The sequence below is a fragment of the Streptomyces sp. NPDC007088 genome, assembly GCF_042869355.1.
Taxonomy (GTDB): Bacteria; Actinomycetota; Actinomycetes; order Streptomycetales; family Streptomycetaceae; genus Streptomyces.
In genome coordinates this window covers 1-24,435 of record NZ_JBIAFO010000003.1, presented here as the reverse complement: position 1 = coordinate 24,435, position 24,435 = coordinate 1, and the positions used below count along the sequence as shown (strand labels likewise).

22 protein-coding genes and 1 rRNA gene are annotated in these 24,435 nt (G+C 72.0%); 14 read left to right on the top strand and 9 right to left on the bottom strand.

Features of this window, described 5'->3' with window-relative positions; translation table 11 throughout:
- Positions 1–100: 100 nt before the first annotated feature.
- Positions 101–1,039, bottom strand: coding sequence for a mycothiol synthase (gene mshD, locus ACFYMP_RS05790; RefSeq protein WP_388851107.1), 939 nt, complete (start codon positions 1,037–1,039; stop codon positions 101–103).
- A 548-nt stretch (positions 1,040–1,587) separates the two neighbouring features.
- Here mshD and ACFYMP_RS05785 point away from each other — a divergent pair.
- From ACFYMP_RS05785 to pstB, 6 genes are all read left to right on the top strand, one after another.
- Positions 1,588–3,426: a bifunctional metallophosphatase/5'-nucleotidase gene (locus ACFYMP_RS05785; protein WP_388851104.1), complete on the top strand. Its 1,839-nt coding sequence runs from the start codon at positions 1,588–1,590 to the stop codon at positions 3,424–3,426.
- 133 nt (positions 3,427–3,559) lie between these two features.
- The gene (locus ACFYMP_RS05780; protein ID WP_388851101.1) at positions 3,560–4,885 is read left to right on the top strand and encodes a DUF2993 domain-containing protein; all 1,326 of its coding nucleotides are present in this window, start codon (positions 3,560–3,562) and stop codon (positions 4,883–4,885) included.
- Positions 4,886–5,332: 447 nt separating this feature from the next.
- Entirely contained in the window at positions 5,333–6,475 is a 1,143-nt protein-coding gene (gene pstS / locus ACFYMP_RS05775; protein ID WP_388851098.1) for a phosphate ABC transporter substrate-binding protein PstS, read from the top strand.
- Between the two features lie 131 nt (positions 6,476–6,606).
- Positions 6,607–7,641 carry a phosphate ABC transporter permease subunit PstC gene (gene pstC / locus ACFYMP_RS05770; protein ID WP_388851095.1) on the top strand — a complete coding sequence of 345 codons (1,035 nt, stop codon included), beginning with the start codon at positions 6,607–6,609 and terminating at the stop codon, positions 7,639–7,641.
- Positions 7,638–8,720: a phosphate ABC transporter permease PstA gene (gene pstA, locus ACFYMP_RS05765; RefSeq protein WP_388851092.1), complete on the top strand. Its 1,083-nt coding sequence runs from the start codon at positions 7,638–7,640 to the stop codon at positions 8,718–8,720. The genes pstC and pstA overlap by 4 nt, the downstream gene beginning before the upstream one ends.
- Before the next feature lie 94 nt (positions 8,721–8,814).
- Positions 8,815–9,591: a phosphate ABC transporter ATP-binding protein PstB gene (gene pstB, locus ACFYMP_RS05760; RefSeq protein WP_388851089.1), complete on the top strand. Its 777-nt coding sequence runs from the start codon at positions 8,815–8,817 to the stop codon at positions 9,589–9,591.
- A gap of 177 nt (positions 9,592–9,768) precedes the next feature.
- Here pstB and ACFYMP_RS05755 read toward each other — a convergent pair whose 3' ends face one another.
- Positions 9,769–10,767: an anion permease gene (locus tag ACFYMP_RS05755; RefSeq protein WP_388851086.1), complete on the bottom strand. Its 999-nt coding sequence runs from the start codon at positions 10,765–10,767 to the stop codon at positions 9,769–9,771.
- Positions 10,768–10,771: 4 nt separating this feature from the next.
- Positions 10,772–11,392 (bottom strand): DUF47 family protein, encoded by a 621-nt coding sequence (locus tag ACFYMP_RS05750; RefSeq protein WP_363144113.1) that lies wholly within the window; start codon positions 11,390–11,392, stop codon positions 10,772–10,774.
- A 293-nt stretch (positions 11,393–11,685) separates the two neighbouring features.
- Here ACFYMP_RS05750 and ACFYMP_RS05745 point away from each other — a divergent pair, with 293 nt between their 5' ends.
- Positions 11,686–12,012: a metal-sensitive transcriptional regulator gene (locus tag ACFYMP_RS05745; protein WP_388851083.1), complete on the top strand. Its 327-nt coding sequence runs from the start codon at positions 11,686–11,688 to the stop codon at positions 12,010–12,012.
- A gap of 108 nt (positions 12,013–12,120) precedes the next feature.
- Here ACFYMP_RS05745 and ACFYMP_RS05740 read toward each other — a convergent pair whose 3' ends face one another.
- Positions 12,121–12,324 (bottom strand): hypothetical protein, encoded by a 204-nt coding sequence (locus ACFYMP_RS05740; RefSeq protein ID WP_388852236.1) that lies wholly within the window; start codon positions 12,322–12,324, stop codon positions 12,121–12,123.
- A 177-nt stretch (positions 12,325–12,501) separates the two neighbouring features.
- Positions 12,502–13,404, bottom strand: a complete 903-nt coding sequence (locus tag ACFYMP_RS05735; protein WP_388851080.1) for a hypothetical protein — start codon at positions 13,402–13,404, stop codon at positions 12,502–12,504.
- 106 nt (positions 13,405–13,510) lie between these two features.
- Here ACFYMP_RS05735 and ACFYMP_RS05730 point away from each other — a divergent pair, with 106 nt between their 5' ends.
- Positions 13,511–13,699, top strand: coding sequence for a hypothetical protein (locus ACFYMP_RS05730; protein ID WP_388851077.1), 189 nt, complete (start codon positions 13,511–13,513; stop codon positions 13,697–13,699).
- Between the two features lie 39 nt (positions 13,700–13,738).
- Here the strand turns inward: ACFYMP_RS05730 and ACFYMP_RS05725 are convergent, their stop codons facing one another.
- A complete protein-coding gene (locus ACFYMP_RS05725) occupies positions 13,739–14,479 on the bottom strand; it encodes a phosphatase PAP2 family protein (protein WP_388851074.1) in 741 nt (246 codons plus the stop codon).
- 201 nt (positions 14,480–14,680) lie between these two features.
- Positions 14,681–16,009, bottom strand: a complete 1,329-nt coding sequence (locus ACFYMP_RS05720) for an NlpC/P60 family protein (protein ID WP_388851071.1) — start codon at positions 16,007–16,009, stop codon at positions 14,681–14,683.
- 492 nt (positions 16,010–16,501) lie between these two features.
- Here ACFYMP_RS05720 and ACFYMP_RS05715 point away from each other — a divergent pair, with 492 nt between their 5' ends.
- From ACFYMP_RS05715 to ACFYMP_RS05690, 6 genes are all read left to right on the top strand, one after another.
- Positions 16,502–16,810 carry a hypothetical protein gene (locus tag ACFYMP_RS05715; RefSeq protein ID WP_363144677.1) on the top strand — a complete coding sequence of 103 codons (309 nt, stop codon included), beginning with the start codon at positions 16,502–16,504 and terminating at the stop codon, positions 16,808–16,810.
- Positions 16,811–16,999: 189 nt separating this feature from the next.
- A complete protein-coding gene (locus tag ACFYMP_RS05710) occupies positions 17,000–17,848 on the top strand; it encodes a hypothetical protein (RefSeq protein ID WP_388851068.1) in 849 nt (282 codons plus the stop codon).
- Complete coding sequence (locus ACFYMP_RS05705; RefSeq protein ID WP_388851065.1) at positions 17,838–19,163, top strand: hypothetical protein; 1,326 nt, start codon at positions 17,838–17,840, stop codon at positions 19,161–19,163. The genes ACFYMP_RS05710 and ACFYMP_RS05705 overlap by 11 nt, the downstream gene beginning before the upstream one ends.
- Positions 19,160–20,710 (top strand): SCO6880 family protein, encoded by a 1,551-nt coding sequence (locus ACFYMP_RS05700; protein ID WP_388851062.1) that lies wholly within the window; start codon positions 19,160–19,162, stop codon positions 20,708–20,710. Before ACFYMP_RS05705 ends, ACFYMP_RS05700 begins: the two co-directional genes overlap by 4 nt.
- Positions 20,711–20,751: 41 nt before the next feature.
- On the top strand, positions 20,752–22,173 hold the full coding sequence (locus ACFYMP_RS05695) for an ATP-binding protein (protein ID WP_388851059.1): 1,422 nt from the start codon (positions 20,752–20,754) through the stop codon (positions 22,171–22,173).
- Between the two features lie 58 nt (positions 22,174–22,231).
- Positions 22,232–23,719, top strand: coding sequence for a type VI secretion protein (locus ACFYMP_RS05690; RefSeq protein WP_388851056.1), 1,488 nt, complete (start codon positions 22,232–22,234; stop codon positions 23,717–23,719).
- On the opposite strand, the gene ACFYMP_RS05685 is transcribed toward ACFYMP_RS05690, so the two are convergent.
- Positions 23,708–24,265, bottom strand: coding sequence for a GNAT family N-acetyltransferase (locus ACFYMP_RS05685; protein ID WP_388851053.1), 558 nt, complete (start codon positions 24,263–24,265; stop codon positions 23,708–23,710). The two genes, ACFYMP_RS05690 and ACFYMP_RS05685, sit on opposite strands and share 12 nt — an antisense overlap.
- Positions 24,266–24,344: 79 nt before the next feature.
- A 5S ribosomal RNA gene (gene rrf / locus ACFYMP_RS05680) occupies positions 24,345–24,435 on the bottom strand; the annotation flags it as partial.

Sequence of the window (24,435 nt, the reverse complement as noted above, 5' to 3'; positions counted from 1 at the left end):
CGTGCCTTGCTGAATGACGGGTTACGGACACGTGGCGCGCAGTTTGCGCGCGGGGCTCCGGACGGGGGCGGAGGGCGACCGCCCCCGTCCGGCGGCCCGGTCAGCTCTCGGTGCGGTACATGAGGTCGGTCTCGTGCGTGGTGAAGCCGAGGCGTTCGTAGACGGCGACGGCCGCCGTGTTGTCCGCGTCGACGTAGAGCATCGCGGCCGGCAGTCCCTGGGCCGCCAGGTGCCGCAGCCCGATCGTGGTGAGCGCCTTGCCGAGCCCGCCGCCCTGCGCCCCGGGCCGCACCCCGACCACGTACACCTCGCCGAGCCCCTCCTCGGCGTGCACCTTGGTCCAGTGGAAGCCGACCAGTTCGGCGTCCTCGGTGCCCTCGTCGCGCACGGCGAGGAAGAAGCCCTTCGGGTCGAACCAGGGCTCGGCCATGCGGTCCTCCAGGTCGCGCCGCGTCAGGTTCCCCTGCTCGGGGTGGTGCGCGAACGCGGCGGCGTTCACCGCGAGCCAGTCCGCGTCGTCCTCGCCGGGCACGAAGGCGCGTACGGTGACGCCCTCGGGCAGTACGGGCTCGGGCAGGTCGAGCCGGTCCAGCGGCCGCCGCATCTGCCGCAGTTCGCGGAAGAGCGCGAGGCCGAGCACCTGCGCGAGGTGCCGGGCCGCCGGATGCCCGCCGTGCGCCCACACCCGCAGCCGCTTCCCGCTCGCGGCGAGCAGCGCCTTGCCGAGCGCCCGCCCGTGCCCCCGGGCCCGTAGCGCCGGATGCACGACCAGTTCCCCCGCGGGCGGCTCCACCGGATCGCTCCCGTCGAGCTGCGCGTACCCCGCGAGCGTCCCGTCCGCCGCGCTGAGCAGCAGGTGCAGCACCCCTTCCCTGGCCCCGCCCCGCAGGCGCAGCCGCCCCTGCTCGGACACGGCCTGCTGCCCGTCCCGCCGGGCGGCCTCGGCCAGCAGTTCACCGACCTCCCCGGCCTGCTGCGGGCTGAGGGCGTCCAGGGTCTCGATCCGACGGGGCGGCGTGGTCACGGCATCGCTGGTCATGGTCACGAGGGTACGGAAAGGGGCCGCGCGGGTCAGCTCGTGGGCTCCGTGCCCAGCACCGCGTCGGCCACCCGTGTGAGGTCCCCGGCGGAGGGCGGCGGGGCGCGCGGCCGTTCGGGGGCCCGGACCGGGAGCGGACGGCCGGTGGCCGCACGCGGCCGCGCGGGGGGCACCGGGCTGCCGCCCGTCACGGCTCCCGGCGAGGAGGACGCCGATCGCAGGGCCGCCCGCCTCGGCGTCCCCGAGGCCGTCGTCGCCGTCGGCCGCGGACAAGCCGGGCCCCTTCAGCCCGTCGAGCAGCCCGGTGAGGCCCGCGGGGCGGCGGCCCCCTTGGGCGGGTTCCACCGGCGGACTCCTGGACGGGCACCACCGGCGGTCCCGCGGAGCGGGTTCCACCGGCGGCCCCCCTCGGCAACCAGCTCGTAACCCGTATCCCCCTGTCGCGCTACGCGCGTTGACCATAGGCTGCGCTGCGCATGCCGCTTCTCGCCTGTCTTCTGGCGCACGCTCAGCTCGTGCGGGACGGGCCATCACCGAGGGGAACCGACTTGTCAGCCACACCACTTCACCCGAGACGCCGTACCCGGCGCCTGCTGGCCGTCGCGGCGGGACTGGCGACGGTGGGCGCGCTGTCGGCCGCGATGCCGGCCAGCGCCCAGACCGGCGGCCACGGACACGCGTCCGGTCACCACGGTCAGGACCACGGACACGGACACGGCGGTAAGGACAGGACCGTCGACGTCCAGCTGCTGTCCTTCAACGACTTCCACGGCAACCTGGAGGCCCCGTCCGGCTCCTCCGGCACGGTCAGCGAGATCCAGCCGGACAACACCACGAAGTCCGTCGCGGCGGGCGGTGTCGAGTACCTGGCCTCCTCCCTGCGCACGGCGCGCGAGGGCGAGAAGTACAGCGTCACGGCGGCGGCCGGCGACCTGATCGGGGCGAGCCCGCTGCTCTCCGGCCTCTTCCACGACGAGCCGACCGTCGAGGCGATGAACAAGATCGGCCTCGACGTCACGAGCGTCGGCAACCACGAGTTCGACGAGGGCGCCACCGAACTCGCCCGCATCCAGAACGGCGGCTGCCACCCCACCGACGGCTGCTTCGAGAAGGGGAAGAAGTTCCCCGGCGCCGACTACCCCTACCTCGCCGCCAACGTGACGAAGGAGAAGACCGGCAAGCCCCTCCTCAAGCCGTACACGGTGTGGAAGAAGGGCGACGTCAAGATCGGCTTCATCGGGGTCACCCTCGAAGGCACGCCGAACATCGTCACCGCCGAGGGCGTCAAGGGCCTGAAGTTCCACGACGAGGTCGAGACGATCAACAAGTACGCGAAGGAACTCGACCGCCAGGGCGTCAAGTCGATCGTGGCGCTCATCCACGAGGGCGGGCTGCCCGCGAACGGCGCCTACAACTACGACTGCGACTCCCCGGCGGCGGGCGGCGGCGTCTCCGGGCCCATCGTGGACATCGCCAAGGGCATCAGCCCCAAGGTCGACGCCCTCGTCACCGGCCACACCCACAACGCCTACGTGTGCACGATCCCCGACCCCTCGGGCAAGCCCCGCCTGGTCACCTCGGCCTCCTCCTTCGGCCGGCTCTACACGGACACGACGCTGACGTACGACAGGAAGACCAGGGACATCGTCCGTACGAAGGTCTCCTCCGCCAACCACGTCGTGAGCCGCACCCAGCCCAAGGCGCCGGACATGACCTCGCTGATCAGCCGCTGGAACACGCTCGCCGCGCCGGTCGCCAACCAGCCGGTCGGCTGGATCAGCGGGGACGTCCCGCGCGGTACGGGCCCCGAGCAGCCGCTCGGCGACCTCATCGCCGACGCGCAACTCGCCCACGGCCGGAGCCTCGACCCGAAGACCTCCCTGGCCCTGATGAACCCGGGCGGGGTGCGCGCCGACCTCGTGTACAAGGCGAGCGGCGCCGAGGGCGACGGCGTCGTCACCTACGGGGAGGGCTTCACCGTCCAGCCGTTCAGCAACACCGTCAACCTCGTGAGCCTGACCGGGCGACAGCTCGTCACCGCGCTCCAGCAGCAGGTCAGCGGCGCCAACGAGGCCGCGCCGAAGATCCTCCAGGTCTCCGAGGGCCTCACCTACACGCTCGACCTGACGAAGAGCGGCGCCGACCGCGTCGTGGCCGCCTCGGTGCGGCTGAACGGGGAGCCGATCGGCCCCGACACGGTCTACCGGGTCGCGATGAACAACTTCCTCGCGGGCGGCGGCGACGGCTTCGCCGCCCTCGCCCAGGGCACCGACCCGCTCGTGGGCAGCGACGACCTGAAGGCGTTCAACGACTACCTGACCGCCAACTCCTCGGCCGCCGACCCGATCGACCCGCCGGCCGCGCACCGCATCACGGTCGTCAAGTAGGCACACGTGCGGCCCTTCGCGCGGAGGGCCGTGTGACCCGTCGGTAAGAAGCGCGTCAACTAACCCGCGCATATGCCCGCTTAGCGGGCGCGGAGCTTGCGGCTGGGGGCCGGACGTATGGTCAACTGCGACGATGCGTTCCCCCCACCGCATAGCCCCGCCGTCCCCCGGAACCCCCGCCCACGCGACGACCCCCCACCCGTCGCACGTGTCTCCCGAAGCCCACGAGCCGTACGAGCCGTCCCACGAGCCGTACGCGCCGCGCTACACGAACCCGTACGAGGAACTCGCGGGGCTGGCCGACAACCCGCTCGACGACGTCCTGCGCTACGAGGACGGGACCGGGGCCGCCCCCGGCCACGAGGCGGGCTTCGACCCGGACGAGCCGTGGGCGCCGCCCAACCACCGGCGCGGCAGGCGCTTCTTCCGCCTCGCCGGGCTGCCCTTCGCGCTCAAGGCGTCCATCGCCGTCCTCACCCTGCTCGCCTTCCTGGCCCTCGGTGACCGCTGGGCCGTGCTCTACGCGGAGCACGAGGCGGCGGAGAAACTCAAGGACACGATGCACCTGGAGGCCACGCCCGAGGTCGACATCGGCGGCTTCCCCTTCGTCACGCAGCTGGCCCGCAAACGGCTCGACTCCGTCACGGTGACCGTCCCGGACGTGGCCGCCGACCGCGTCTCCCTCGCGAAGGTCTCCGCGACGGCCGAGAACATCCGGATCGACGCCGACCTGCCGAGCACCTTCCGCGGCGTCGACGTGGGCCGGGTGCGCGGCGAGGTCCTGCTGTCCTTCGACGACCTCAACCGCGAGCTGGGCGCCTCGCAGGTCACCTTCACGGGCACGGGGCCGCAGCACGTACTGGCCCGGGGGACCGTCCCGGTCGCGGGGCACGACCTGCGGGTGCGCGCCGACGCGACGCTCGCCCGGTCGGGGAACCGGGGCGTCGACATGCGCGTGGGCGGGATGCGGCTCACCGTCGGCGACCTCGCCACCTTCCGCCCCGGCACCAAGCGGGGGGACGGGCTGCACCTCACGGAGAAGTCCGCGCGCGCCGTCCAGCGGGAGACCGGCAAGGTCAAGGCCATGTTCGAGGTCCCCGCGCTGGTCGACCGCCTCGGCGTCCCCAAGGACGCGGTACGCACCGCGCTGGACAGCGACGAGAAGCTCCACGAGCTGACCGGAACCCCCCGCTTCCTGCACCGGCTCATGGACGTCAACCTCATCGACGCGGCCCTGGACCACCCCGGACTCCTGCGCCGCCTCGGCTTCGACCCGGCCCTCCTGACCGGCCTCTCCGAACTGACCCGCCCCCAGCTGGCCGACGAGCTCTCCCTCGGCTTCCAGCTCCCCAAGATCCCCTCCCGGTCCGGCGACGTCTCCCTCAGGGACGTCCGCGTGGAGAAGACGGGCATCCGCGTGGACCTCGCCGGCCAGGACCTGGGCTTCGGAACCGAGTGACGCCCGCGTGAGGGCCCCGGGATAATGCCCCTGCGGGGACCCGGGCCGGAGCGCGCACCGGCCGGGGCGGGAAGGCGGCACCCCCACTCCGGCCGGTCACGACCCGCGCGGGGTGGGCCAACGCGGGGTGAGCCCCTACCCAGCCCGTCCGGCGCCCGAGGACACCGGGCCCTCCCGCGCCCGAGGACACCGTTTCCTCAGGCCGCCCGAGGACACCGCGACCTCCCGCGGCCTGAGGAAACGGCCTGCCCCACGACGTCCGCCGAGGTTCACCCCCCGTTCACCGACGCCAGTCACCCGCTTCACCTGTTCTGCCTAATTTCGGCCTCACAGGACGCGGTCCCCGGGACACACCGGTCGCCGCTCCCGCGAACTTGGTATCCCGGCCGAAGGCCACCCCGCACGCCGAGCCCCGCAGGGCCCGGCTCCTGGAAGGAACCCCAGACAGTGAAGCTCCCGCGCAAGACCCGGCTTCGCGCCCTCTCCCTCGGCGTCGTCGCCGTCTCCGGCGCCCTGGCCCTCACGGCGTGCGGCTCCGACGACACGAGCGACGGACCCGGCAACAGCGACAGCAGCTCGAAGGCCGCCGCCCCCGAGGCCGGCTCGATCGACTGCGCCGACGCCAAGGGCGAGCTGCTCGCCTCCGGTTCCTCCGCCCAGCAGAACGCGATCGACGCCTGGGTGAAGAACTTCACGGCCGCCTGCAAGGACGTCCGGATCAACTACAAGCCCGACGGCTCCGGCGCCGGCGTCACCGCGTTCCTCCAGGGCCAGACCGCCTTCGCCGGCTCCGACTCGGCCCTCAAGCCCGAGGAGATCGCCAAGTCGAAGGAGGTCTGCAAGGACAGCCAGGCCATCGACCTGCCGATGGTCGGCGGGCCCATCGCGATCGGCTACAACGTCCCGGGCGTCGACCACCTTGTCCTGGACGCGAAGACCCTCGCCCACATCTTCGACGGCAAGATCGCGAAGTGGGACGACGCGGAGATCAAGGCCCTCAACCCGGACGCCAAGCTGCCCGGCACGAAGATCCAGGCCTTCCACCGCTCCGACGAGTCCGGCACGACGGACAACTTCACCAAGTACCTCAAGGCCGTCGCCCCCGACGACTGGAAGTACGAGGGCGGCAAGGCGTGGCAGGCCAAGGGCGGCCAGTCCGCCTCCGGCTCCTCCGGCCTCGCCCAGCAGGTCAAGGGGACGGCCGGCGCGATCTCCTACTTCGAGCTGTCCTACGCCAAGGGCGGCATCAGCACGGTCGACATCAAGACGAAGGCCGCCGAGCCCGTCAAGGCGACCACCGAGAACGCCTCGAAGGCCATCGCCGCCGCGAAGGTCGTCGGCACCGGCAAGGACCTGTCGCTCCAGCTGGACTACAACCCGACCGCCGACGGCGCGTACCCGATCACCCTGGTGACGTACGAGATCGCCTGCGAGAAGGGCAACAAGGCGGCGACCCTGCCCGCCGCGAAGTCCTTCCTGAACTACATCGCGAGCGAGGACGGCCAGGGCATCCTCGCCGACGCCGGCTACGCCCCGATCCCCGACGAGATCGCCACCAAGGTCCGCGACACCGTCAAGACCCTCAGCTGACCCCGCGTGCGGGCGGCGGCCCCCCGGGGCCCGCCGCCCGCACCGTCCGGTGCACCGCCGCCAGCAAGCCCACCACCGCCGTACGGACCCGAGAGACCGCCGGTGAGGGGCCCGCAGACCGGAGAACTCCGATGGACATACCCACCTCCCCCGCGCGGGGCGCCGTGAGCGCGCCCCCGCAGCCGGGCCCCCCGGCACCCCCACCGACGCCCACCCCCGAGCAGCGCCGCCAGGCCCGTGGCGCGACCCGCCCCGGGGACCGGATCTTCCTCGCCCTGTCGCGCGGCTCCGGCATCCTGCTGCTCGTCGTCATGGCGGCCATCGCCGTCTTCCTCGCGTACCGCTCCTCGCTGATCCTCTCGAAGAACCACGGGAACTTCTTCACGTCCTTCGAGTGGACCCCCGAGCTGAACCCGCCCGTCTTCGGTATCGCGGTGCTCGCCTTCGGCACCGTCGTGTCCTCGGTCATCGCGATGGCCCTGGCCGTACCGGTCTCCGTCGGCATCGCGCTGTTCCTCACGCACTACGCGCCCCGCCGGGTCCGCGGCCCCATCAGCTACGTCGTCGACCTGCTCGCCGCCGTACCGTCGATCATCTACGGCCTGTGGGGCGTCCTCGTCCTGGTGCCGCACCTGAACGGACTGTTCGGCTGGCTCGACCGGTTCTTCGGCTGGACCGGGATCTTCTCCTGGCAGGGCGGCGCCCCCCGCTCCCTGTTCAGCGTCGGCATCCTGCTGGCCGTCATGATCATCCCGATCATCACCAACGTGAGCCGCGAGGTCTTCCGGCAGGTGCCGCAGGCCCACGAGGAGGCGGCGCTCGCGCTCGGCGCGACCCGCTGGGAGGTCGTGCGCACCGCCGTCCTGCCCTTCGGCCGCTCCGGCGTCATCTCCGCCTCGATGCTGGGCCTGGGCCGCGCGCTCGGCGAGACGATGGCCGTGGCCACCGTGCTCTCGCCGACCTTCGACATCCAGGCGAGCCTCCTGGAGCCGGGCGGCGGCACCTTCGCGCAGAACATCGCGAGCAAGTTCAGCGAGGCGAGCGAGCAGGGCCGCGACGCCCTCATCGCCTCCGGGCTCGTGCTGTTCGTCATCACGCTGCTGGTCAACGGAGCGGCTCGGGCCATCATCGCCCGCCGCAAGGACTACTCGGGGGCCGACGCATGAGCCACACACCCCTCAAGGACCGCCGCCCGGAACAGCCCGCGCCGCCCTCCGCGCTGCGCGGGGCCCGGCTGCCGCGCTGGTCCAACTGGGCCGTGGCGGGCGCCTCGGTCGTCCTGGGCTGCCTGACCGGCCTGGCCGCCGGACTCGACTCGAAGGTCCAGTGGGGCCTGATCGCCGCCCTCGTCTTCCTGGCCGGCGGGTACGCGCTCGCCGCCCGCGTCGAAGGGCGCAGGCAGGCCAAGGACCGCCTCGTCACGAGCGTCGTGTGGGTCGCCTTCCTGCTGGCCTTCATCCCGCTGGCCTCCCTCGTGTGGGAGACCGTCAAACGCGGCGTCAAGGTCCTCGACCCGTACTTCCTGACCCACTCGATGGCCAACATCGGCTCCTACGACACCGGCGGCGGCATCTACCACGCCATCATCGGCTCGCTGGAGCAGGTGGGGCTGGCCACCGTCATCGCCGCGCCCGTCGGCCTGCTGACCGCCGTCTACCTCGTCGAGTACGGGCGCGGGAAACTCGCGCGGACCGTCACCTTCTTCGTCGACGTCATGACGGGTGTCCCGTCGATCGTCGCGGGCCTGTTCATCCTGAGCCTGATGCTGCTGTTCGACCTCGAACCCTTCGGCTTCGCCGGCTCCCTCGCGCTCGCCATCCTGATGATGCCGGTCGTGGTGCGCTCCACCGAGGAGATGCTCAAACTCGTCCCCAACGAGCTGCGCGAGGCGTCCCTCGCGCTCGGCATCCCGAAGTGGCGCACCATCCTCAAGGTGGTCCTGCCCACCTCGATCGGCGGGATCATCACCGGGCTCATGCTCGCCGTCGCGCGGATCGCCGGCGAGACCGCGCCCGTCCTGCTGCTGGTCTGGGGCTCCTCCTACATCAACATGGACCCCTTCTCGGGCGGACAGTCCTCGCTGCCGCTGTACATCTACCAGCAGTACGCGACGAGCAGCGGCTCCGGAGCGGCGTACGACCGCGCCTGGGCGGCGGCGCTCACGCTGATCGCCTTCGTGATGATCCTCAACCTGGCGGCGCGCGGTGTCGCCCGCTGGAAGGCCCCCAAGACCTCCGGTCGCTGAGCGGCGCCGACGCCCCGCGTCCCGCGCCGTACGCGATCCCCGCCCGCCTCGCGCAGACGACCGGCGGGAAGTCCCGAAAGAAGCAGTGATCCCCATGGCCAAGCGAATCGACGTCAGCGGCCTGACCGCCTACTACGGCTCCCACAAGGCGATCGAGGACATCTCGATGACCGTGGAGCCCCGCTCCGTGACCGCCTTCATCGGCCCCTCCGGCTGCGGCAAGTCCACCTTCCTGCGCACCCTGAACCGGATGCACGAGGTCACCTCCGGCGGCCGCGTCGAGGGCAAGGTGCTCCTCGACGACGAGGACCTGTACGGCAGCCACGTCGACCCGGTCGCGGTGCGCCGCACGGTCGGCATGGTCTTCCAGCGGCCCAACCCCTTCCCCACGATGTCGATCTTCGACAACGTGGCGGCCGGTCTCCGGCTCAACGGCTCGTACAAGAAGTCCGGGCTGAACGACGTGGTCGAGAAGTCGCTGCGCGGCGCGAACCTGTGGAACGAGGTCAAGGACCGGCTGAACAAGCCGGGCGCGGGCCTGTCCGGCGGACAGCAGCAGCGGCTGTGCATCGCGCGCGCCATCGCCGTCGAACCGCAGGTGCTGCTCATGGACGAGCCCTGCTCGGCGCTCGACCCGATCTCGACCCTCGCGATCGAGGACCTGATCGGGGAGCTGAAGGAACGGTTCACCATCGTCATCGTCACGCACAACATGCAGCAGGCGGCCCGCGTCTCCGACCGCACCGCCTTCTTCAACCTGTCCGAGGTCGGCCGCCCCGGCCGGCTCATCGAGATCGACGACACCGAGCGGATCTTCTCCAACCCCTCCGTGCAGGCCACCGAGGACTACATCTCGGGCCGCTTCGGCTGAGCCGCACGGTCCCCCGGCCCCTTCGCGGTGCTGCATGGCGGTGCCACCGCGGGGGAAACGAAGAGCCCGCCCCCGAACCATCCGGGGGCGGGCTCTCGTCCGTCCCGGGTCCACGCGGAACGTCCACGCGGAACGTCCACGCGGAACGCACGGCGCCGGGCGCCGGGCGCGGCCGGGTCACAGGAAGACGAGGTTCACGATCCAGAAGGCCACCGCGCCGACGATGCCGGCCGCCGGCATGGTGATGAACCAGCCCAGGACGATGTTCTTCGCGACGCCCCAGCGGACCGCGTTGACCCGCTTGGTGGCCCCGACACCCATGATCGCCGAGGTGATCACATGGGTCGTGGAGATGGGCGCGTGGAAGAGGAAGGCGGTGGTGAACATGATCGAGGCGCCCGTGGTCTCGGCGGCGAACCCCTGCGGCGGGTCCAGCTCGATGATCTTCCGGCCCAGGGTCCGCATGATGCGCCACCCGCCCGCGTACGTACCGAGGGAGAGCATCAGCGCGCAGGAGATCTTGACCCACACCGGGATGGCGTCCCCCTGGTCCTCGACGTCCGCGATGACGAGCGCCATGACCACGATGCCCATCGTCTTCTGCGCGTCCTGGAGACCGTGACCGAGCGCCATCCCGGCGGCGGAAACGGTCTGCGCTATGCGGAATCCCCTTTTCGCCTTGTGCGGGTTCGACTTCCGGAAGAGCCACAGGATGGCGCACATCACCAGATAGCCGACCACGAGGCCGATCACCGGGGACAGGAACATCGGGACGACGATCTTCTCGATCACCCCGGACCAGATGACCCCGATCCCCCCGGCGAGCGCGGCGCCGACCATCCCGCCGAACAGCGCGTGCGAGGAGGAGGAGGGCAGCCCGTAGTACCAGGTGACCAGATTCCAGACGACGGCGCCGACGAGCGCCGCGAACAGAATCCACATGCCCTTGTTGCCGTGCGGGGTCTCGATGATCCCCTCACTCACGGTCTTCGCGACCCCGTTGCCGAGGAAGGCCCCGGCCAGGTTCATCACGGCCGCCATCGCGAGCGCCGCCCGGGGCGTCAGCGCCCGGGTGGAGACGGAGGTCGCGATGGCGTTCGCGGAGTCGTGGAAGCCGTTGGTGTAGGTGAAGCCGAACGCGACCAGGACGGTCACGACCAATGCGAAGGTGTCCACCGGGTCAGGACTCCTTGACCGCGATGGTCTCCACCGTGTTGGCGACGTGCTCGAAGGCGTCCGCGGCCTCTTCCAGGACGTCCACGATCTGCTTGAGCTTCAGCACCTCCATGGCGTCGTACTTGCCGTTGAAGAGGTGGGCGAGCAGTTTGCGGTGGATCTGGTCCGCCTGGTTCTCCAGGCGGTTCACCTCGATCCAGTACTCGGTGAGATTGTCCATCGTGCGCAGATTGGGCATGGCCTCGGCGGTGAGCTCCGCGGCCCGGTTCAGCACCTCGATCTGCTGCTCGACGCCCTTGGGGAGTTCATCGACCTGATAGAGCACGACCAGATCGACCGCCTCCTCCATGAAGTCCATGATGTCGTCGAGCGAACCGGCGAGGGTGTAGATGTCCTCGCGGTCGAAGGGCGTGATGAACGAGGAGTTCAGCTGGTGGAAGATGGCGTGGGTCGCATCGTCCCCGGCGTGTTCCGCGGCCCGCATACGCTCGGCGATCTCGGCCCGAGCGGTGGGGTCCGCCCCGAGCAGTTCCATGAGGAGCTTCGAGCCCGTGACGATGTTGTCCGCGGATGCGGCGAACATGTCGTAGAAGCTCGTCTCCCTGGGGGTCAGACGAAAACGCACGTGGGGTCCTCGGGGTCCTCTGGATTCGGTCAGGCTGATGCTAGGCGCATCATCCGGCCACGGCTAACCGGCTTTCCCAGTGTCGCCCATCGGGCACAGTGATCAGCACAGGGCCCTTGAGCTGACGGAGAATTGGGTACGATATACCCACTAGGGGTATATCGACACGGTGTTCCGGGCTGTTCCACACTGGACCCCGACCCCCGAGCCCCCGGGTACGGGACCTCGGCCACCGGGCACGCCGGATTCCCGGCGCGGCTCAGTCACGGCACATCTCACACCGGGAGGACGCGATGACGACCACCGAGGCCGGCGCGACGGCGCCCGAAGCGCCCTCCGTACACGGCTACCACGACCACAAGCAGGAACACCTCAAGCGGCTGCGCCGGATCGAGGGCCAGGTCAGGGGCTTGCAGCGCATGGTCGAGGAGGACGTGTACTGCATCGACATACTCACCCAGGTCTCGGCGTCCACGAAGGCGCTGCAGTCCTTCGCGCTCCAGCTCCTGGAGGAGCACCTGCGGCACTGCGTCGCCGACGCGGCTCTCAAGGGCGGCGACGAGATCGACGCGAAGGTCGAGGAGGCCACCAAGGCCATCGCCCGGATGCTGCGCACCTGAGCACGGGGCCGTATGCGGGCGTACGGCTCCCGGCGTTCCGGCGGGGACGGGCCCGTGAGGGGACGCCGCCGCCGGCGGCGGGCGGCCGCCGCCGCGCCGCCCCGGGCTTCAGCTCCGGCCCCGGTCCCTCGGCCCGCGCCCCTCGCTCCGCGCGTCCCGGCCGGGGCACCGGCCCGGTCTCACGTCGAGGAGCTCGTCGATGCGATCGGGGCTGAGCCGGTCCTCGCGGGCCGTCGCCGCCGCGATCATCAGCTCGCCGCACAGTTCGATCTCGGCGAGGGCCACCAAGTCCTGCACCGCCGAGCCGGTCATCACCGTCACCGCGCCCCTCCCCCTTTCCGGCCCGCTCACGACTGGGCCGGTTTTCCAGAGTAGGGAGCGGCGTACGCCCCGCGCATGGCACGGACGGACCATTTCCGGGTCATACGCCCCCGGCGCACACCCTCCACATGGGTGGCACAAGGAGCACGGCGGGGGCCACGGGGCGCACTACTCCTCGGCGATCCGCCCGGTGTAGATGTCGCCCGCCGCCGGCAACCGCACGGCGGGCGCCCGGCCGAAGTCGAACAACAGCGTCGTCGAGGCCACCGACAGCGCCCGGTGCGCGGGCCCGGCCGAGGGGGAGGGGGAGGCCCCGGAGGCGCCCGGCCGCCCCGCGCCGCCCCCGTTCGCCCCGGCCGCGTCCCGGACCGCGAACCGGTGGCGGACCTTGCGCAGCAGCCCCTGCTCGTCCAGGTACGCGTCGAAGGGCACGGAGCGCCGCGCGAAGCCCCGCGCGGCCGACTCCAGGGACGCGCGGTCGGCCCCCTCCAGCAGCGCCGCGGCCCTGACCAGATCGGCGCTGCCCCGGTAGTGCCGCACCCGGGTCCCGGCCAGGTCCTCCGCGCCGACGTACGTCACGCTCCGCGCGCCCCGCAGCAGACCGGCCGCGAGCAGCGGATCGGTGGCCCCGCCGGTCACCAGATTCCCGTCGGGCAGCCCGGAGGTGTCCACCCGGACCCATTTGCCGGCGGGGACGCCCTCGCCCCGGTTCTTCATATAGAGCGCCCCGGGCGCGAGGAGCTCCTTCACCGGCCGGTGCTCGCGCACCCCGGAGACGTCCTTCGGCAGCAGGACGGTCAGCTCGGCGCGCCGCCCCGCGAAGTCGTAGTGGCCCCGGCTGCGGATCGTGACCCGGGTGCCGCCCGAGTCCACCTCCATCGCGGTACGGGTGCCGGCCCCGCCGGCCCGCACGAGGCGGTCCGCGGCGCCCCGCACCCGGGCCAGCGCCTCGCCACCGCCGGGCTCCTGCGCCGCCCCGGCCCCGCCGCAGCCGCCGAGCACCGCCGTGAGCCCGAGCACCGCGAGCAGCGCGGTCCCCGCGCCCGCCGGTCGCCGCCGCTGCGCCGTCATCGTCCGTCCGTCCCCTGGGGCTTGTGTCTCTCTCTTAACGAGAGGTACCCGGGCTCGTCACGCGAAGGACGGCGACCGCTCTCACGGCCGGAGTTACGGTGACAGAGTGGCGCAGCAGGAGCGAACGGAACGAACAGGTTCTGAGGAACACCGTACGACTACGGTCGAAAACGGACACTTCTGCGTGGCGGAGTGCGTGTGCGGCTGGCGCGGCCCCGCCCGCAGAGCCCGTTCCCGGGCCCGCTCGGACGCGGCCGGACACCTCACCGGACGGTCCGTCGCGCCGGGTTCCTAGGTTCCCGGGCCAGCGGATACCGCCGGATCACGGCCGTCCTCAGGCCGCCAGGTCGCGGTCGTCCTCCGGAGGGACGGCGCGGGCCGCTCCCGGCCGCTCGCCCTCGTCCTCCTCGTCCCGCCCGCCGCCCGCGCCGGTCGCCGCCCGGCGGCCGGGCCCGGCCCACACGAGCCCGCCGATCCGGCCCGAGCGCCCCACCGCCCGCAGTACGGGGGTGAGCAGCGCGGTGGCGACGGGGGACAGCAGCAGGGCCACGGCCGTGGCGAGGGCGAAGCCGCCGATGACGTCGGTCGGGTAGTGCACGCCCATGTAGACCCGGCACACCCCCTCCAGCAGGGCCACCCCGATACCGGCCAGGCCCAGCTTGCGGTGGGCGAGGAAGAGGCCGACGCCGACCGCCATGGTGAGCGTCGCGTGGTCGCTCACGAAGGAGTAGTCGTTCTTGCCGTCGACGAGCACGTCGAGGCCGCGGTGGTCGACGAAGGGACGGGGCCGCTGCACGAAGCCCCGGATCGGGATGTTCACGAGGACCGCCACCGCGGCGGCGAGCGGCGCCCACACCACGGCGGCCACGGAGGAGGCCGCGTCGTCGAGGGTGCCCCGGCGCCGTACGCCCCACCAGCACCACAGCACGAGAAGGACGGAGACGAGCAGCAGGCCGTACTCACCGGCGTACTCCATGAGCCGGTCGGCCCAGCCGGGCGTCGAGTCCGTGAGCCCGTTGATGTCGAAGAGCAGGCTGACGTCGGGGTTCGACCCGGAGGTGTCGAGTCCAGCCATCGTGCCGCGGCCCCTTGTCTTTCGTCCCGGGCCGCACACGTCGCGCGTCCCTCACCAACCCCCGTGGCCGGCACCGGCGGGCACCGCCGCGCCGCGCCCGCGCCCCGTCCAGAACAGGAAACGCCCGACCCCTGCCCCACCGTTCCGCTCTCCACCGAATGATCACGCAGACGTTATCGAAGAGAGACGGGTCCCCCCAGCTCAGGGGGTGGCTCGCAAGGAGCGCACGGGTGCACCGAGGGGCGCGTCGACGCCTTCCGGACGGTCCCGCGGCCGGCCGAGGGCCAGGGACGTGCCGGAGGCCGCCGAGGCCGCCGAGGGCGGGGCCCCGGGAGCCGGCCGGGCGCCCGCCCCGCCCCGTGGAGCGGCGAGCGCCTGCCCGGCGTCCCCCTTCCCGGGGGCCGCGGAGGCGGAGTCCCCCGCCCCGGGGGCCCGAGAGGCGGCGTTCCCCTGCGGCGCCCCGGCGGCGGCACCCTCGACCGCCTGTGCCGAGACGCGGTCGACGGGCCGTCCGCTCTCCCGGTCCTCGGGCTTGTCGGTGGGCAGCGCCTCCGCCCCGCCCTGGGTGACCCGGGTGGCGCCGAAGTAGTCCGGGGTGTCGACCGGGTCGAAGCGGATGACGGCCCCGGTCCGGGGCGCGTCGATCATGTAGCCGCCGCCCACGTAGATCCCGACGTGCCGGATGGCCCGCGAGTTCCTCAGGTCGTCGGAGAAGAACACGAGGTCGCCCGGGAGCAGCTCGGCGCGGGCCGGGTGCGGACCGGCGTTGTACTGGTCGTTGGCGACCCGGGGCAGCTCGATCCCGACCGTCGCGTACGCGGCCTGCGTGAGCCCCGAGCAGTCGAAACGCCCGCCCTGGCCCGCCGTCCCGGTCCCGCCCCACAGATAGGGGGTGCCGAGCTTCTTCTGCGCGTAGTAGATGGCCGCCGCGGCCTGCCGCGAGGGCGCGACCCGGCCGACGGGCTTCGCGAAGCTCTCCTCCAGGTTCCGGATGATCTTCACGTAGTTCTGGGTCTCGCGGTACGGGGGGACCCCGCCGTACCTGATCACCGCGTAGGAGCCCGCGTTGTAGGCGGCCAGCATGTTGCTGGTGATGTCGCCGGGCACGTCCTTCACGTACGAGGCGAGTTCGCAGTCGTAGCTCGCGGCCGAGGGGATCGCGTCGGCCGGGTCCCACACGTCGCGGTCCCCGTCCCCGTCCCCGTCCACGCCGTGCGCGGACCAAGTGCCGGGGATGAACTGCGCGATGCCCTGCGCGGCCGCCGGGCTGCGCGCCCGCGGGTTCCAGCCGCTCTCCTGGTACAACTGCGCGGCGAGCAGAGCGGGGTTGATGGCCGGGCAGAGGTTGCCCCACTTCTGCACGATCGGCTGGTACGAGGCGGGCACGGCGCCCTTGGCGAGCCCGACCGCCCGGCCCGCCCCGCCCGAGGCGAGGTTGCCGGCGGCGACGAGGGTGCCGACGACGAGCAGCGCCACGAAGCCCGCACCGAGCAACGCGACGACCCCACCGGCCAGCCAGTACTTCCGCACCCCTCAACTCTCCCCCACCGGAGCGCCCCGCACCGGACTTTTCCGGACCCCCCGTGTCGCCCGCGTCACGCCCCTGACCTCACGTCACCCCAGCTTCGCCTCCGCCCCCTTCCTCCCGCGACCCCCCGGGTACGGCCCCCGTCGAATTCCAGCCAGACCGGCACCGGGACAGACCGGGAACACACGTACGAGGAATATCCGGATACCCCGTCAGGTCATCTGACCGCGCATCACCCACACGACGGACACGCGCCCCCGTAGCGCACGTCATTGCCCGCCGTCACCCCCCGTGATACACAGAGTTACCGCACGCATCTTCGTATTCCCGCCCCGTAGCAGGCCGCCACGGACGGTGATCCGGAGGGGCGACGCGAAACTCGCCAACAAATGACGCCAAGTCGACAGGCACAGGCGCCGGAGTCGGCGACAATGAGCGAGACCTCTGCGCTGGTGCAGAGGGTGTGGAACAACCCGTTAGGGGCGGTGAGTTACATGCTTATGGCAGCCGAAAAGGGCGATATCACCACGATCATCGGCGGGATCGCCCCGGACTGGGGCCCCTTCGGGAGCCTGGGCAACGAGGCGCGCGTGATGATCCAGGTCGTGATGGCCTTCGCGATCATCCTGTGCCTCGCGATCGCCATCTGGGGCGCGGCGAAGCAGCGCATCGGCGCGACGGCCCTCCGGGACACCTTCAGCGCCGAGCAGGGCAAGGGGCTGATCATCGCCGGCCTGACCGGCGTCTTCATCATCGGGTCACTGGGCACCGTGTTCACCATCGTGTACGGCATGGCCGTCTGACCGGCGGCGAAGCACGCCCGGGGCCTCGGGGGCGCCCCACGTGCACCCCGCGTCCCCCTGTCCCCGCGTGCACCACGGCCGAGGTTGCGTTTCCCTGATGTCCAGTCACCACACCCCGCGCGAACACCCGCTGACGCGGCTACCTTCGTACTACGCGGTTCACCGAGAGGCCGAGGGAGCGCAGCCGGGATGAGCACGGGCGAGGATCACCAGTACGGCAGCCGGCCGCCCCTCTCCGACGACTACGGCGGCACCGGCCAGACCCGCACCCGCCTGCCGGACCGGGCCGGACCGGCGCGGGGCGGGGCGGGCCGCCGCCCCTCGCGCGGCCTCGTCCTGCTGGCCGCCGTCGTGGCCCTCCTCATCGCCGCGATCGCGTTCGCGAACCAGGGCGGCGGCGAGGACGACAACTCCTCGGACAGCCCCGGAGCGGCGGCCCCCGCGACCGACCCGACGGCCCCCTCCGGCAACCGCCCCACCCAGCCGGAGAACACGAGCGGCATCCCCACGGGCTTCGCCCACTCGAAGGAGGGGGCGCAGAGCGCGGCGGCGAACTACGCGGTGAGCCTCGTGTCGGCGGACATCCTCAAGCCGGACCGGCGCGAACAACTCGTCCAGAACCTCTTCGTGGCGGACCGCGGGCAAGCGCTCAGGGAACAGTTCGACAAGGCGTACTCCCCCGACTTCCTCGCGAAGATCGGCCTGGACGCCAAGGGAAACGCCGCGTCCGGCCAGACCTACGTCTCCCGCACCCTGCCGATCGGCACCAAGCTTCCGGCGTACTCGGAGTCCGCGGCCACCGTGGAGGTCTGGTGCACGGGGGTCTTCGGGACCGCGGCCGCGGACAGCACCAACCCGGTCACCAGCGACTGGTTCACCATGACCCTGAAGCTGCGCTGGGAGAACGAGGGCTGGAAGGTCGACAGCTTCTCCCAGAAGAGCGGGCCCGCGCCCGTCAACGGCGACAACAAGGTCTCCAGCGCTGACGACATCGCCAAGGCCGTCGAGGAGTACGGAGGGTTCACCTATGCCCGGTAACCCAGGTCGGGGCCGGGGCGCCCGCCTCACGGCCCTCGTGACGTCCGTTCCCGCGGTTCTGCTCCTGTTCGCGTCCCGGGCCCAGGCGGCGCCCAAGGACAACTGCGACCTCATCGTCGGCCCCGCCAAGTCCTACTGCGAACGCGACGACGGCTCTTCCGGCTCCCCCAACTCCAAACCCAGCATCGTCCCCGACACCCTCGACCCCGTCGCCTCCCTCGCGAAGGGCTGTGCCGACGCCGCCTCCTGGACCGTCGAGAAGCTCTCGGACGCCGTCAAGGACACCGCGAACGTCGACTTCACCAACCCGAGGTTCCTCCAGCAGTACGCCGTCGTGTTCGCCGCCTCCACCGTCCTCACGCTGGTCCTGTGGCTGCTGGCCGTCGCCAAGCGCGCGGTGCGCGGCGTCCCGGTGACGACGGCGATCAGCGAGGCCGTCGGCTTCCTGTGGCTGACCGTCCTGGCCTCCGCCTTCACCCCGCTCATCCTCTACACCGTCGTCTCCGCGACCGACGGCGTCACCGCGGTCCTCGCCAGGTCCACCGGCAGTCAGACCGACGTGTTCTTCGGCTCCTTCTCCAAGGCCCTCAACAAGGGCGACGACATCGGCGGCGGGCCGATCATGCTGATCGTCGTCTCCCTCGTGTCGATCCTCGCCGCCGGCGTCCTGTGGCTGGAACTCGTGATCCGCGCCGCCCTGCTCTACGTCGGCGCCCTCCTCGGCACCGTCGTCTACGCCGGGCTCGTCGACAAGAACATGTGGGGTCACGTACGGCGCTGGGCCGGCGTCATGATCGCGGTGGTCCTCGTGAAACCCGTCATCGTGATCGTCCTCGGCCTCGCCGGGGCGCTCGCGGGCGGCGAGGGGCCGAACGCGTTCTCCGCCGTCGTCTCGGGACTCGCGATCATCCTGCTGGCGATCTTCGCGAGCGCCATGATCTACCGCTTCGTCCCCGGCTTCGGCGACGAACTCGTGGCCTCCCGCGGCAACCGCATCCAGCAGGGCGCGGAGAGCCGCGCCGCGGCCGTCCTGTCCTCCCCCGCCTCCCTCCTCTCCCAGGGCATCAAGACCCACAGCAGCCGCAACTCCGGCGGCGGAGGCGGCGAGGGCGGGGGCGGCGGCCAGTCCAAGGCCCCCAACCCGGCCGGCGGCGGCATCGCCGCGCACGGCAACCGCGGTGGCGGCCCCGGAGGTGGCGGCGCGAACGCCGCCGCCCCCGCGCCCCGCTCGGCCACCAGCACTCCGCACGCCGCGAACCGGGGCGGAACAGGTTCAGGATCAGGCAACAAGAGCACGGGAGGTGAAGGGCGTTGACCACCCCGTCCCAGGCATTCGCGCCCCGCCGTACATATCTGATCGGCCGGGCCAGGCCCAACGCCGTCATCGGCCGCAACCGCGAGACCGGGGAGATCGCCCTCATCATCGCGGGCGCCTTCGTCGGCATGATGTGCGGGCTCCTGGTGCCCGTACTGGCGCTGCGGCTCGTCCTCCTCATGGGCTTCCCGCTCATCGCGCTCGCCGCCGTCTACGTCCCGTACAAACGCCGCACCTTCTACAAGTGGTACGAGATCAACCGCTCGTACAAGCGGATGCAGCGCAGCGGCGCCGCCTACCGTTCCGCGGCGCCCGAGGCCGGGGTGCGCCTGGACGGCCGGGAGGTCGAGATCGGCCCGCCCCCCGGCATCGGCCGCATCAGCTGGCTCGCCGCCCCCTTCGGCCCCGACGAGATCGCCGTACTCCTGCACGCCGACCGCAAGACGGTGACCGCCGCCATCGAGATCGAGGGCCCCGGCGTGGGGCTGCGCGACTCGGAGGACCAAGAGGCGCTCGTCGACCGCTTCGGCACCCTCCTCAAGCACGTCGCGAACGGCGACGGCTTCGTCACCCGCATCCAGATGCTCGCCCGCACCCTGCCCGCCGACCCCGACGCGCACGCCAAGGACGTCGCCCAGCGCGGCGACCAGCGCGCCCCCCTGTGGCTCCAGGACAGCTACGAGCAGCTCCAGTCGATGGTGTCGACCTCCAGCGAGCAGCACCGCGCCTACCTCGTGGCCTGCATGCACTTCAACCGCGAACTGGCCGCCGAGGCCAACGCGATGGCCCGCGCCGCCCGGCCGCAGGGCGGGCGCAAACTGGACCGCGACGCGGGCCTCGCGATCGTCATGGCCCGCGAGCTGACCGACATCTGCTCGCGTCTGCAGGAGGCCGACATCCGGGTCCGCCAGCCGCTCGGCCAGGGCCGGCTGTCCTCCCTCGTGCACTCCATGTACGACCCGGACCACCCCATCGACCACCTCCAGGCCATGACCAAGCGCAACGCCTGGCCCGCCGAGCTGGACGCGACACAGGCCACGTACCTCCAGGCGAAGACCCGCGAGTCCTCGACCCGCGAGCCGTGGTGCCACGCCACGGCCTGGGTCAAGGAGTGGCCGATGACCCCGGTCGGCGTGAACTTCCTCGCCCCGCTCCTCGTCCACACCCCGGACGTCATCCGCACCGTCGCCGTCACGATGGACCTGGAGCCGACCGAGATCGCGATCGAGCGGATGCTGACGGAGAAGACCAACGACGACGCGGAGGCGAGCCGCGCCGCGAAGCTCAACCGCACCGTCGACCCGCGCGACATGGCCGCGAACAACCGTCTCGACCAGCGCGGCGAGGACCTCGCGAGCGGAGCGGCCGGGGTCAACCTCGTCGGCTACATCACCGTGTCCTCGCGCGACCCCGAGTCCCTGGCCCGCGACAAGCGCACGATCCGGGCCTCGGCCGGGAAGTCCTACCTGAAGCTGGAGTGGTGCGACCGCGAACACCACCGCGCCTTCGTCAACACGCTGCCGTTCGCGACCGGCATCCGCCGCTAGGCACCCGGCCGCGAGGCATCCGCCGCTAGGAGGCACGCCAGATGAAGGACCCGCTGACACTCTTCACCGACGCCTTCACCGGTTTCCTGTTCGGGAAGGTGGAGACGACCCGGCTGCCCGTGCGCACCTCCACGGGCCAGGCCCAGGCCGTGTACCTGCCCACCGCCGCGCCCGGCCTCGGCGACTCCGGGGTGATCATCGGACGCGAGGTCTACAGCGGCAAGGGCTACATCTACGACCCGTTCCAGCTGTACGGGCAGCAGCTGCCCGCCCCGCACTGGCTCGTCCTCGGCGAGTCCGGCAACGGCAAGTCGGCGCTGGAGAAGACGTACGTCCTGCGCCAGCTGCGCTTCCGCGACCGGCAGGTCGTCGTCCTCGACGCGCAGGGCGAGGACGGCGTCGGCGAATGGAACCTCGTCGCCTCCGAGCTGGGCATCACGCCGATCCGCCTCGACCCGACGGCCGCGCTCGACATGGGGATCAGGCTCAACCCGCTGGACCCGGCGATCACCACGACGGGGCAGCTCGCCCTGTTGCGCACCATCATCGAGGTCGCGCTCGGCCGCGGCCTGGACGAACGCTCCGGCTTCGCCCTCAAGGTCGCGCACTCCTACGTCCACGAGACGATCCGGGACCGGCAGCCGGTCCTGACCGACATCGTGGAGCAGCTGCGCCACCCGGAACCCGAGTCGGCCGAGGCCATGAACGTGGCCCTGGACGACGTGCGCGCCTGGGGCCTGGACGTGGCCCTCGTCATCGACCGCCTCGTCGACGGCGACCTGCGCGGCATGTTCGACGGGCCGACGACCGTCGGCATCGACCTGGACGCGCCCCTCATCGTGTTCGACCTGTCCCACATCGACCGCAACAGCATCGCGATGCCGATCCTCATGGCGATCGTCGGCGTGTGGCTGGAGCACACCTGGATCAGGCCGGACCGCAAGAAGCGCATCTTCCTCGTCGAGGAAGCCTGGCACATCATCAACAGCCCGTTCGTGGCGCAGCTCTTCCAGCGGCTGCTGAAGTTCGGCCGCCGGCTCGGCCTGTCCTTCGTCGCCGTCGTCCACCACCTCTCGGACGTCGTGGACGGGGCGGCCGCCAAGGAGGCCGCGGCGATCCTCAAAATGGCCTCGACCCGCACGATCTACGCCCAGAAAGCCGACGAGGCCCGCGCCACGGGCCGGGTCCTGGGGCTGCCGCGCTGGGCCCAGGAGATCATCCCGACGCTCACCCCCGGCATCGCGGTCTGGGACGTCAACGGCAACGTCCAGGTCGTCAAACACCTCGTCACCGAGGCGGAACGGCCCCTCGTCTTCACCGACCGCGCGATGACGGAGTCCTCGGCGGAACGGGACGAGATCTCCGCGGAGCTGCGCGCCGCCGAGCAGGAGGCGGAGGAACGCGCGGCGTTCATGGAGGCGCAGCTCAAGGCGGCCGCCGAGTCCGAGTCGACGGTCGCGTGACGGGAGGCGGGGCCGGGCACGCGCCGCGCACAGCGGGCAGGCGACGGGAAGCGGACACATGACCGAGCAACGCAAGGCGCCCGGCGGGGGCGGCCCGGCCCGTTCCACCGCCTCGGACGGCCTGCTCCTCGGCGTCCTCGCGCTGATCCTCGGCGTGACCGTCCTCGTGTGGGTCACGACCGGCCTCGCCGCGCTCCTCGCGCACGGCGACTGGCCGGCGGCCGTCAGCTTCACGCACACCCCGCAGGCGCTGCGCCGCCTCCTCCAGTCCCCGCAGGACCTGCCCGCGGCGTGGCCGGACGCCCCCAGGGGCTCCCTGTCGGGCTACGGCCTGTTCTGGGGCCTCTTCCTCGGCCTCCTGATGGTCCTCGCGGTCCTCGCCGTCTTCGTCCTCGGCACGGCGGCCCGCTGGCGCGCCCGACGCCGCACCCCGGCCGGCCCCGCGACGCGCGGCCCCGCGCCCGAACCCGAGCGCGAGCCGGACCCGGTCGCCCTGGAGAAGCAGCCGCACCGCGAGACGCCGACGCCTCCGACGCGGGTGAGTGCGGTGACGCCCCGGGGGCCGGAAGCCCCCTCGCCCCCGCCGAAAGCCCCGGCGGCGGCCGCCCCGCTCCCGGCGCCGCGCGGCCCACTGTTCCTCGGGCCGGCGCGCGACCGCGCCTTGGTGGCGATCGAGGCGGTACGGGACGCGCAGGGCCCCGCACTCGTCGTCACCTCGGACCCGGCGGTGTGGGAGGAGACGAGGGACGCCCGCGCCAAGCTCGGCCCGGTCCTCGTCTACGACCCCTCGCACCTGTGCGACACCCCGGCCCGCCTGCACTGGTCCCCGTCCGCGGGCTGCGTGGACCGTACGACGGCGGCGCACCGCGCGAGGGCCCTGCTCGCCCCGGTACGCCCGGCCTCGCCGCTCGACGCGGCGACGGCGGACACGGCGGAGACCCTGCTGCGCTGCTTCCTGCACGCGGCGGACGTCGACGGCCGTCCCTTCAAGCACGTGCACCGCTGGGCGCAAGGCAACCAGCTCCAGGACGCGGTACGCGTCCTGCGCACGCACCCGGCGGCGACCTCGGGCACGGCGGGCGAACTGGAGTCGGCGCTCACCGCGTATCCCGAACGCCGCGACCAGGCCCAGAGACTGACGGCGCGGGCCCTCTCGGCGCTCTCCTCGGTCCACATCCGGGAGTCCTGCGTACCGAACCGAACCGATACCGCCTCGGTGGAGTCGTTCCTCGCCGAGGAGGGAACACTGTATGTGGTGGGCGAATCCATTGAGGACCCCAAGTCCCGTCCCGGCGCCATGCCGTTGCACACGGCACTGGCCTCCAGCGTGGTCGAGCACGGCCGCCGCATGGCCGCACGGTCATCCTCCGGCCGGCTCGACCCACCACTGACGCTGGTCCTGGACGATGTCGCGGCGGTCGCCCCCCTGCCCCAGCTCCCCGAAATGCTGGCCACCGGCCCGGCCCTGGGCCTGCCGACCCTCGCCCTGCTCCGCTCCCGCGAGCAGGCCCGCGCCCGCTGGCCCCACACGGAGCTACCGGCCTGAGCCGGTGTCCTTCCGCACGTATTCCAGTTCGTTGCCGTGGTCGCCGACGACGCGTACGCCGCTGGGTACGAAGCCGAGCTTGCGGTACGCGGCGGCGGCCCGCCCGTTGTCCTCGTGCACGAACAGCCGGACGCGCCGCACCCCGAGGCCGGTCGCCCAGTCGACGGCGTCCCGGAACAGCCCGCCGAGGAGCCCGGTCCCGCGATGCTCGGGCCGTACGTAGACCCCCACGAGCTGTATCTGGCGCTCCTCCACGGGATTGCCGAAGAAGTCCAGCCCGCCCGCGTCCTCGACGATGCCGGTGACGGTCCCCACCCAGGCGTCCCCGGCCCCGACGGCCACGAACTGCCGGCTGACCAGCCCGGCGGAGCCACGGGCCGCCCGGTCCTTCCAGAACACGTCGGGCCGGGCGAGAGCTTCCTCCGTGGTCTCCAGGAACGCGAGGTGGGCGAGAGGGTCCTGGAGGGCCGCGAGCCGCAGCTCCTTCACCTTCCGCCACTCCTCGGCACGGACGGGCCTTATCTCGTACGGCGACTGCTGATCCATGACGCGAATTTACCCCCGGCGGCCCCGGAACGCGGAAAAGCCCCGCACCATAAGGTGCGGGGCTCTCCCAGCAAAAATTGTTCGGCGGCGTCCTACTCTCCCACAGGGTCCCCCCTGCAGTACCATCGGCGCTACGAGGCTTAGCTTCCGGGTTCGGAATGTAACCGGGC

Bases quoted from the DNA above. Each gene is read 5' to 3' on its own strand.
- pstC (WP_388851095.1), top strand. From the start codon at position 6,607: ATGGACATACCCACCTCCCCCGCGCGGGGCGCCGTGAGCGCGCCCCCG.
- ACFYMP_RS05745 (WP_388851083.1), top strand. From the start codon at position 11,686: ATGACGACCACCGAGGCCGGCGCGACGGCGCCCGAAGCGCCCTCCGTA.
- ACFYMP_RS05690 (WP_388851056.1), top strand. From the start codon at position 22,232: ATGACCGAGCAACGCAAGGCGCCCGGCGGGGGCGGCCCGGCCCGTTCC.
- ACFYMP_RS05685 (WP_388851053.1), bottom strand. From the start codon at position 24,265: ATGGATCAGCAGTCGCCGTACGAGATAAGGCCCGTCCGTGCCGAGGAG.
- ACFYMP_RS05735 (WP_388851080.1), bottom strand. From the start codon at position 13,404: ATGACGGCGCAGCGGCGGCGACCGGCGGGCGCGGGGACCGCGCTGCTC.
- ACFYMP_RS05780 (WP_388851101.1), top strand. From the start codon at position 3,560: ATGCGTTCCCCCCACCGCATAGCCCCGCCGTCCCCCGGAACCCCCGCC.
- ACFYMP_RS05715 (WP_363144677.1), top strand. From the start codon at position 16,502: ATGCTTATGGCAGCCGAAAAGGGCGATATCACCACGATCATCGGCGGG.
- ACFYMP_RS05710 (WP_388851068.1), top strand. From the start codon at position 17,000: ATGAGCACGGGCGAGGATCACCAGTACGGCAGCCGGCCGCCCCTCTCC.
- ACFYMP_RS05740 (WP_388852236.1), bottom strand. From the start codon at position 12,324: ATGACCGGCTCGGCGGTGCAGGACTTGGTGGCCCTCGCCGAGATCGAA.
- ACFYMP_RS05705 (WP_388851065.1), top strand. From the start codon at position 17,838: ATGCCCGGTAACCCAGGTCGGGGCCGGGGCGCCCGCCTCACGGCCCTC.
- ACFYMP_RS05725 (WP_388851074.1), bottom strand. From the start codon at position 14,479: ATGGCTGGACTCGACACCTCCGGGTCGAACCCCGACGTCAGCCTGCTC.
- pstB (WP_388851089.1), top strand. From the start codon at position 8,815: ATGGCCAAGCGAATCGACGTCAGCGGCCTGACCGCCTACTACGGCTCC.
- pstA (WP_388851092.1), top strand. From the start codon at position 7,638: ATGAGCCACACACCCCTCAAGGACCGCCGCCCGGAACAGCCCGCGCCG.
- mshD (WP_388851107.1), bottom strand. From the start codon at position 1,039: ATGACCAGCGATGCCGTGACCACGCCGCCCCGTCGGATCGAGACCCTG.
- ACFYMP_RS05695 (WP_388851059.1), top strand. From the start codon at position 20,752: ATGAAGGACCCGCTGACACTCTTCACCGACGCCTTCACCGGTTTCCTG.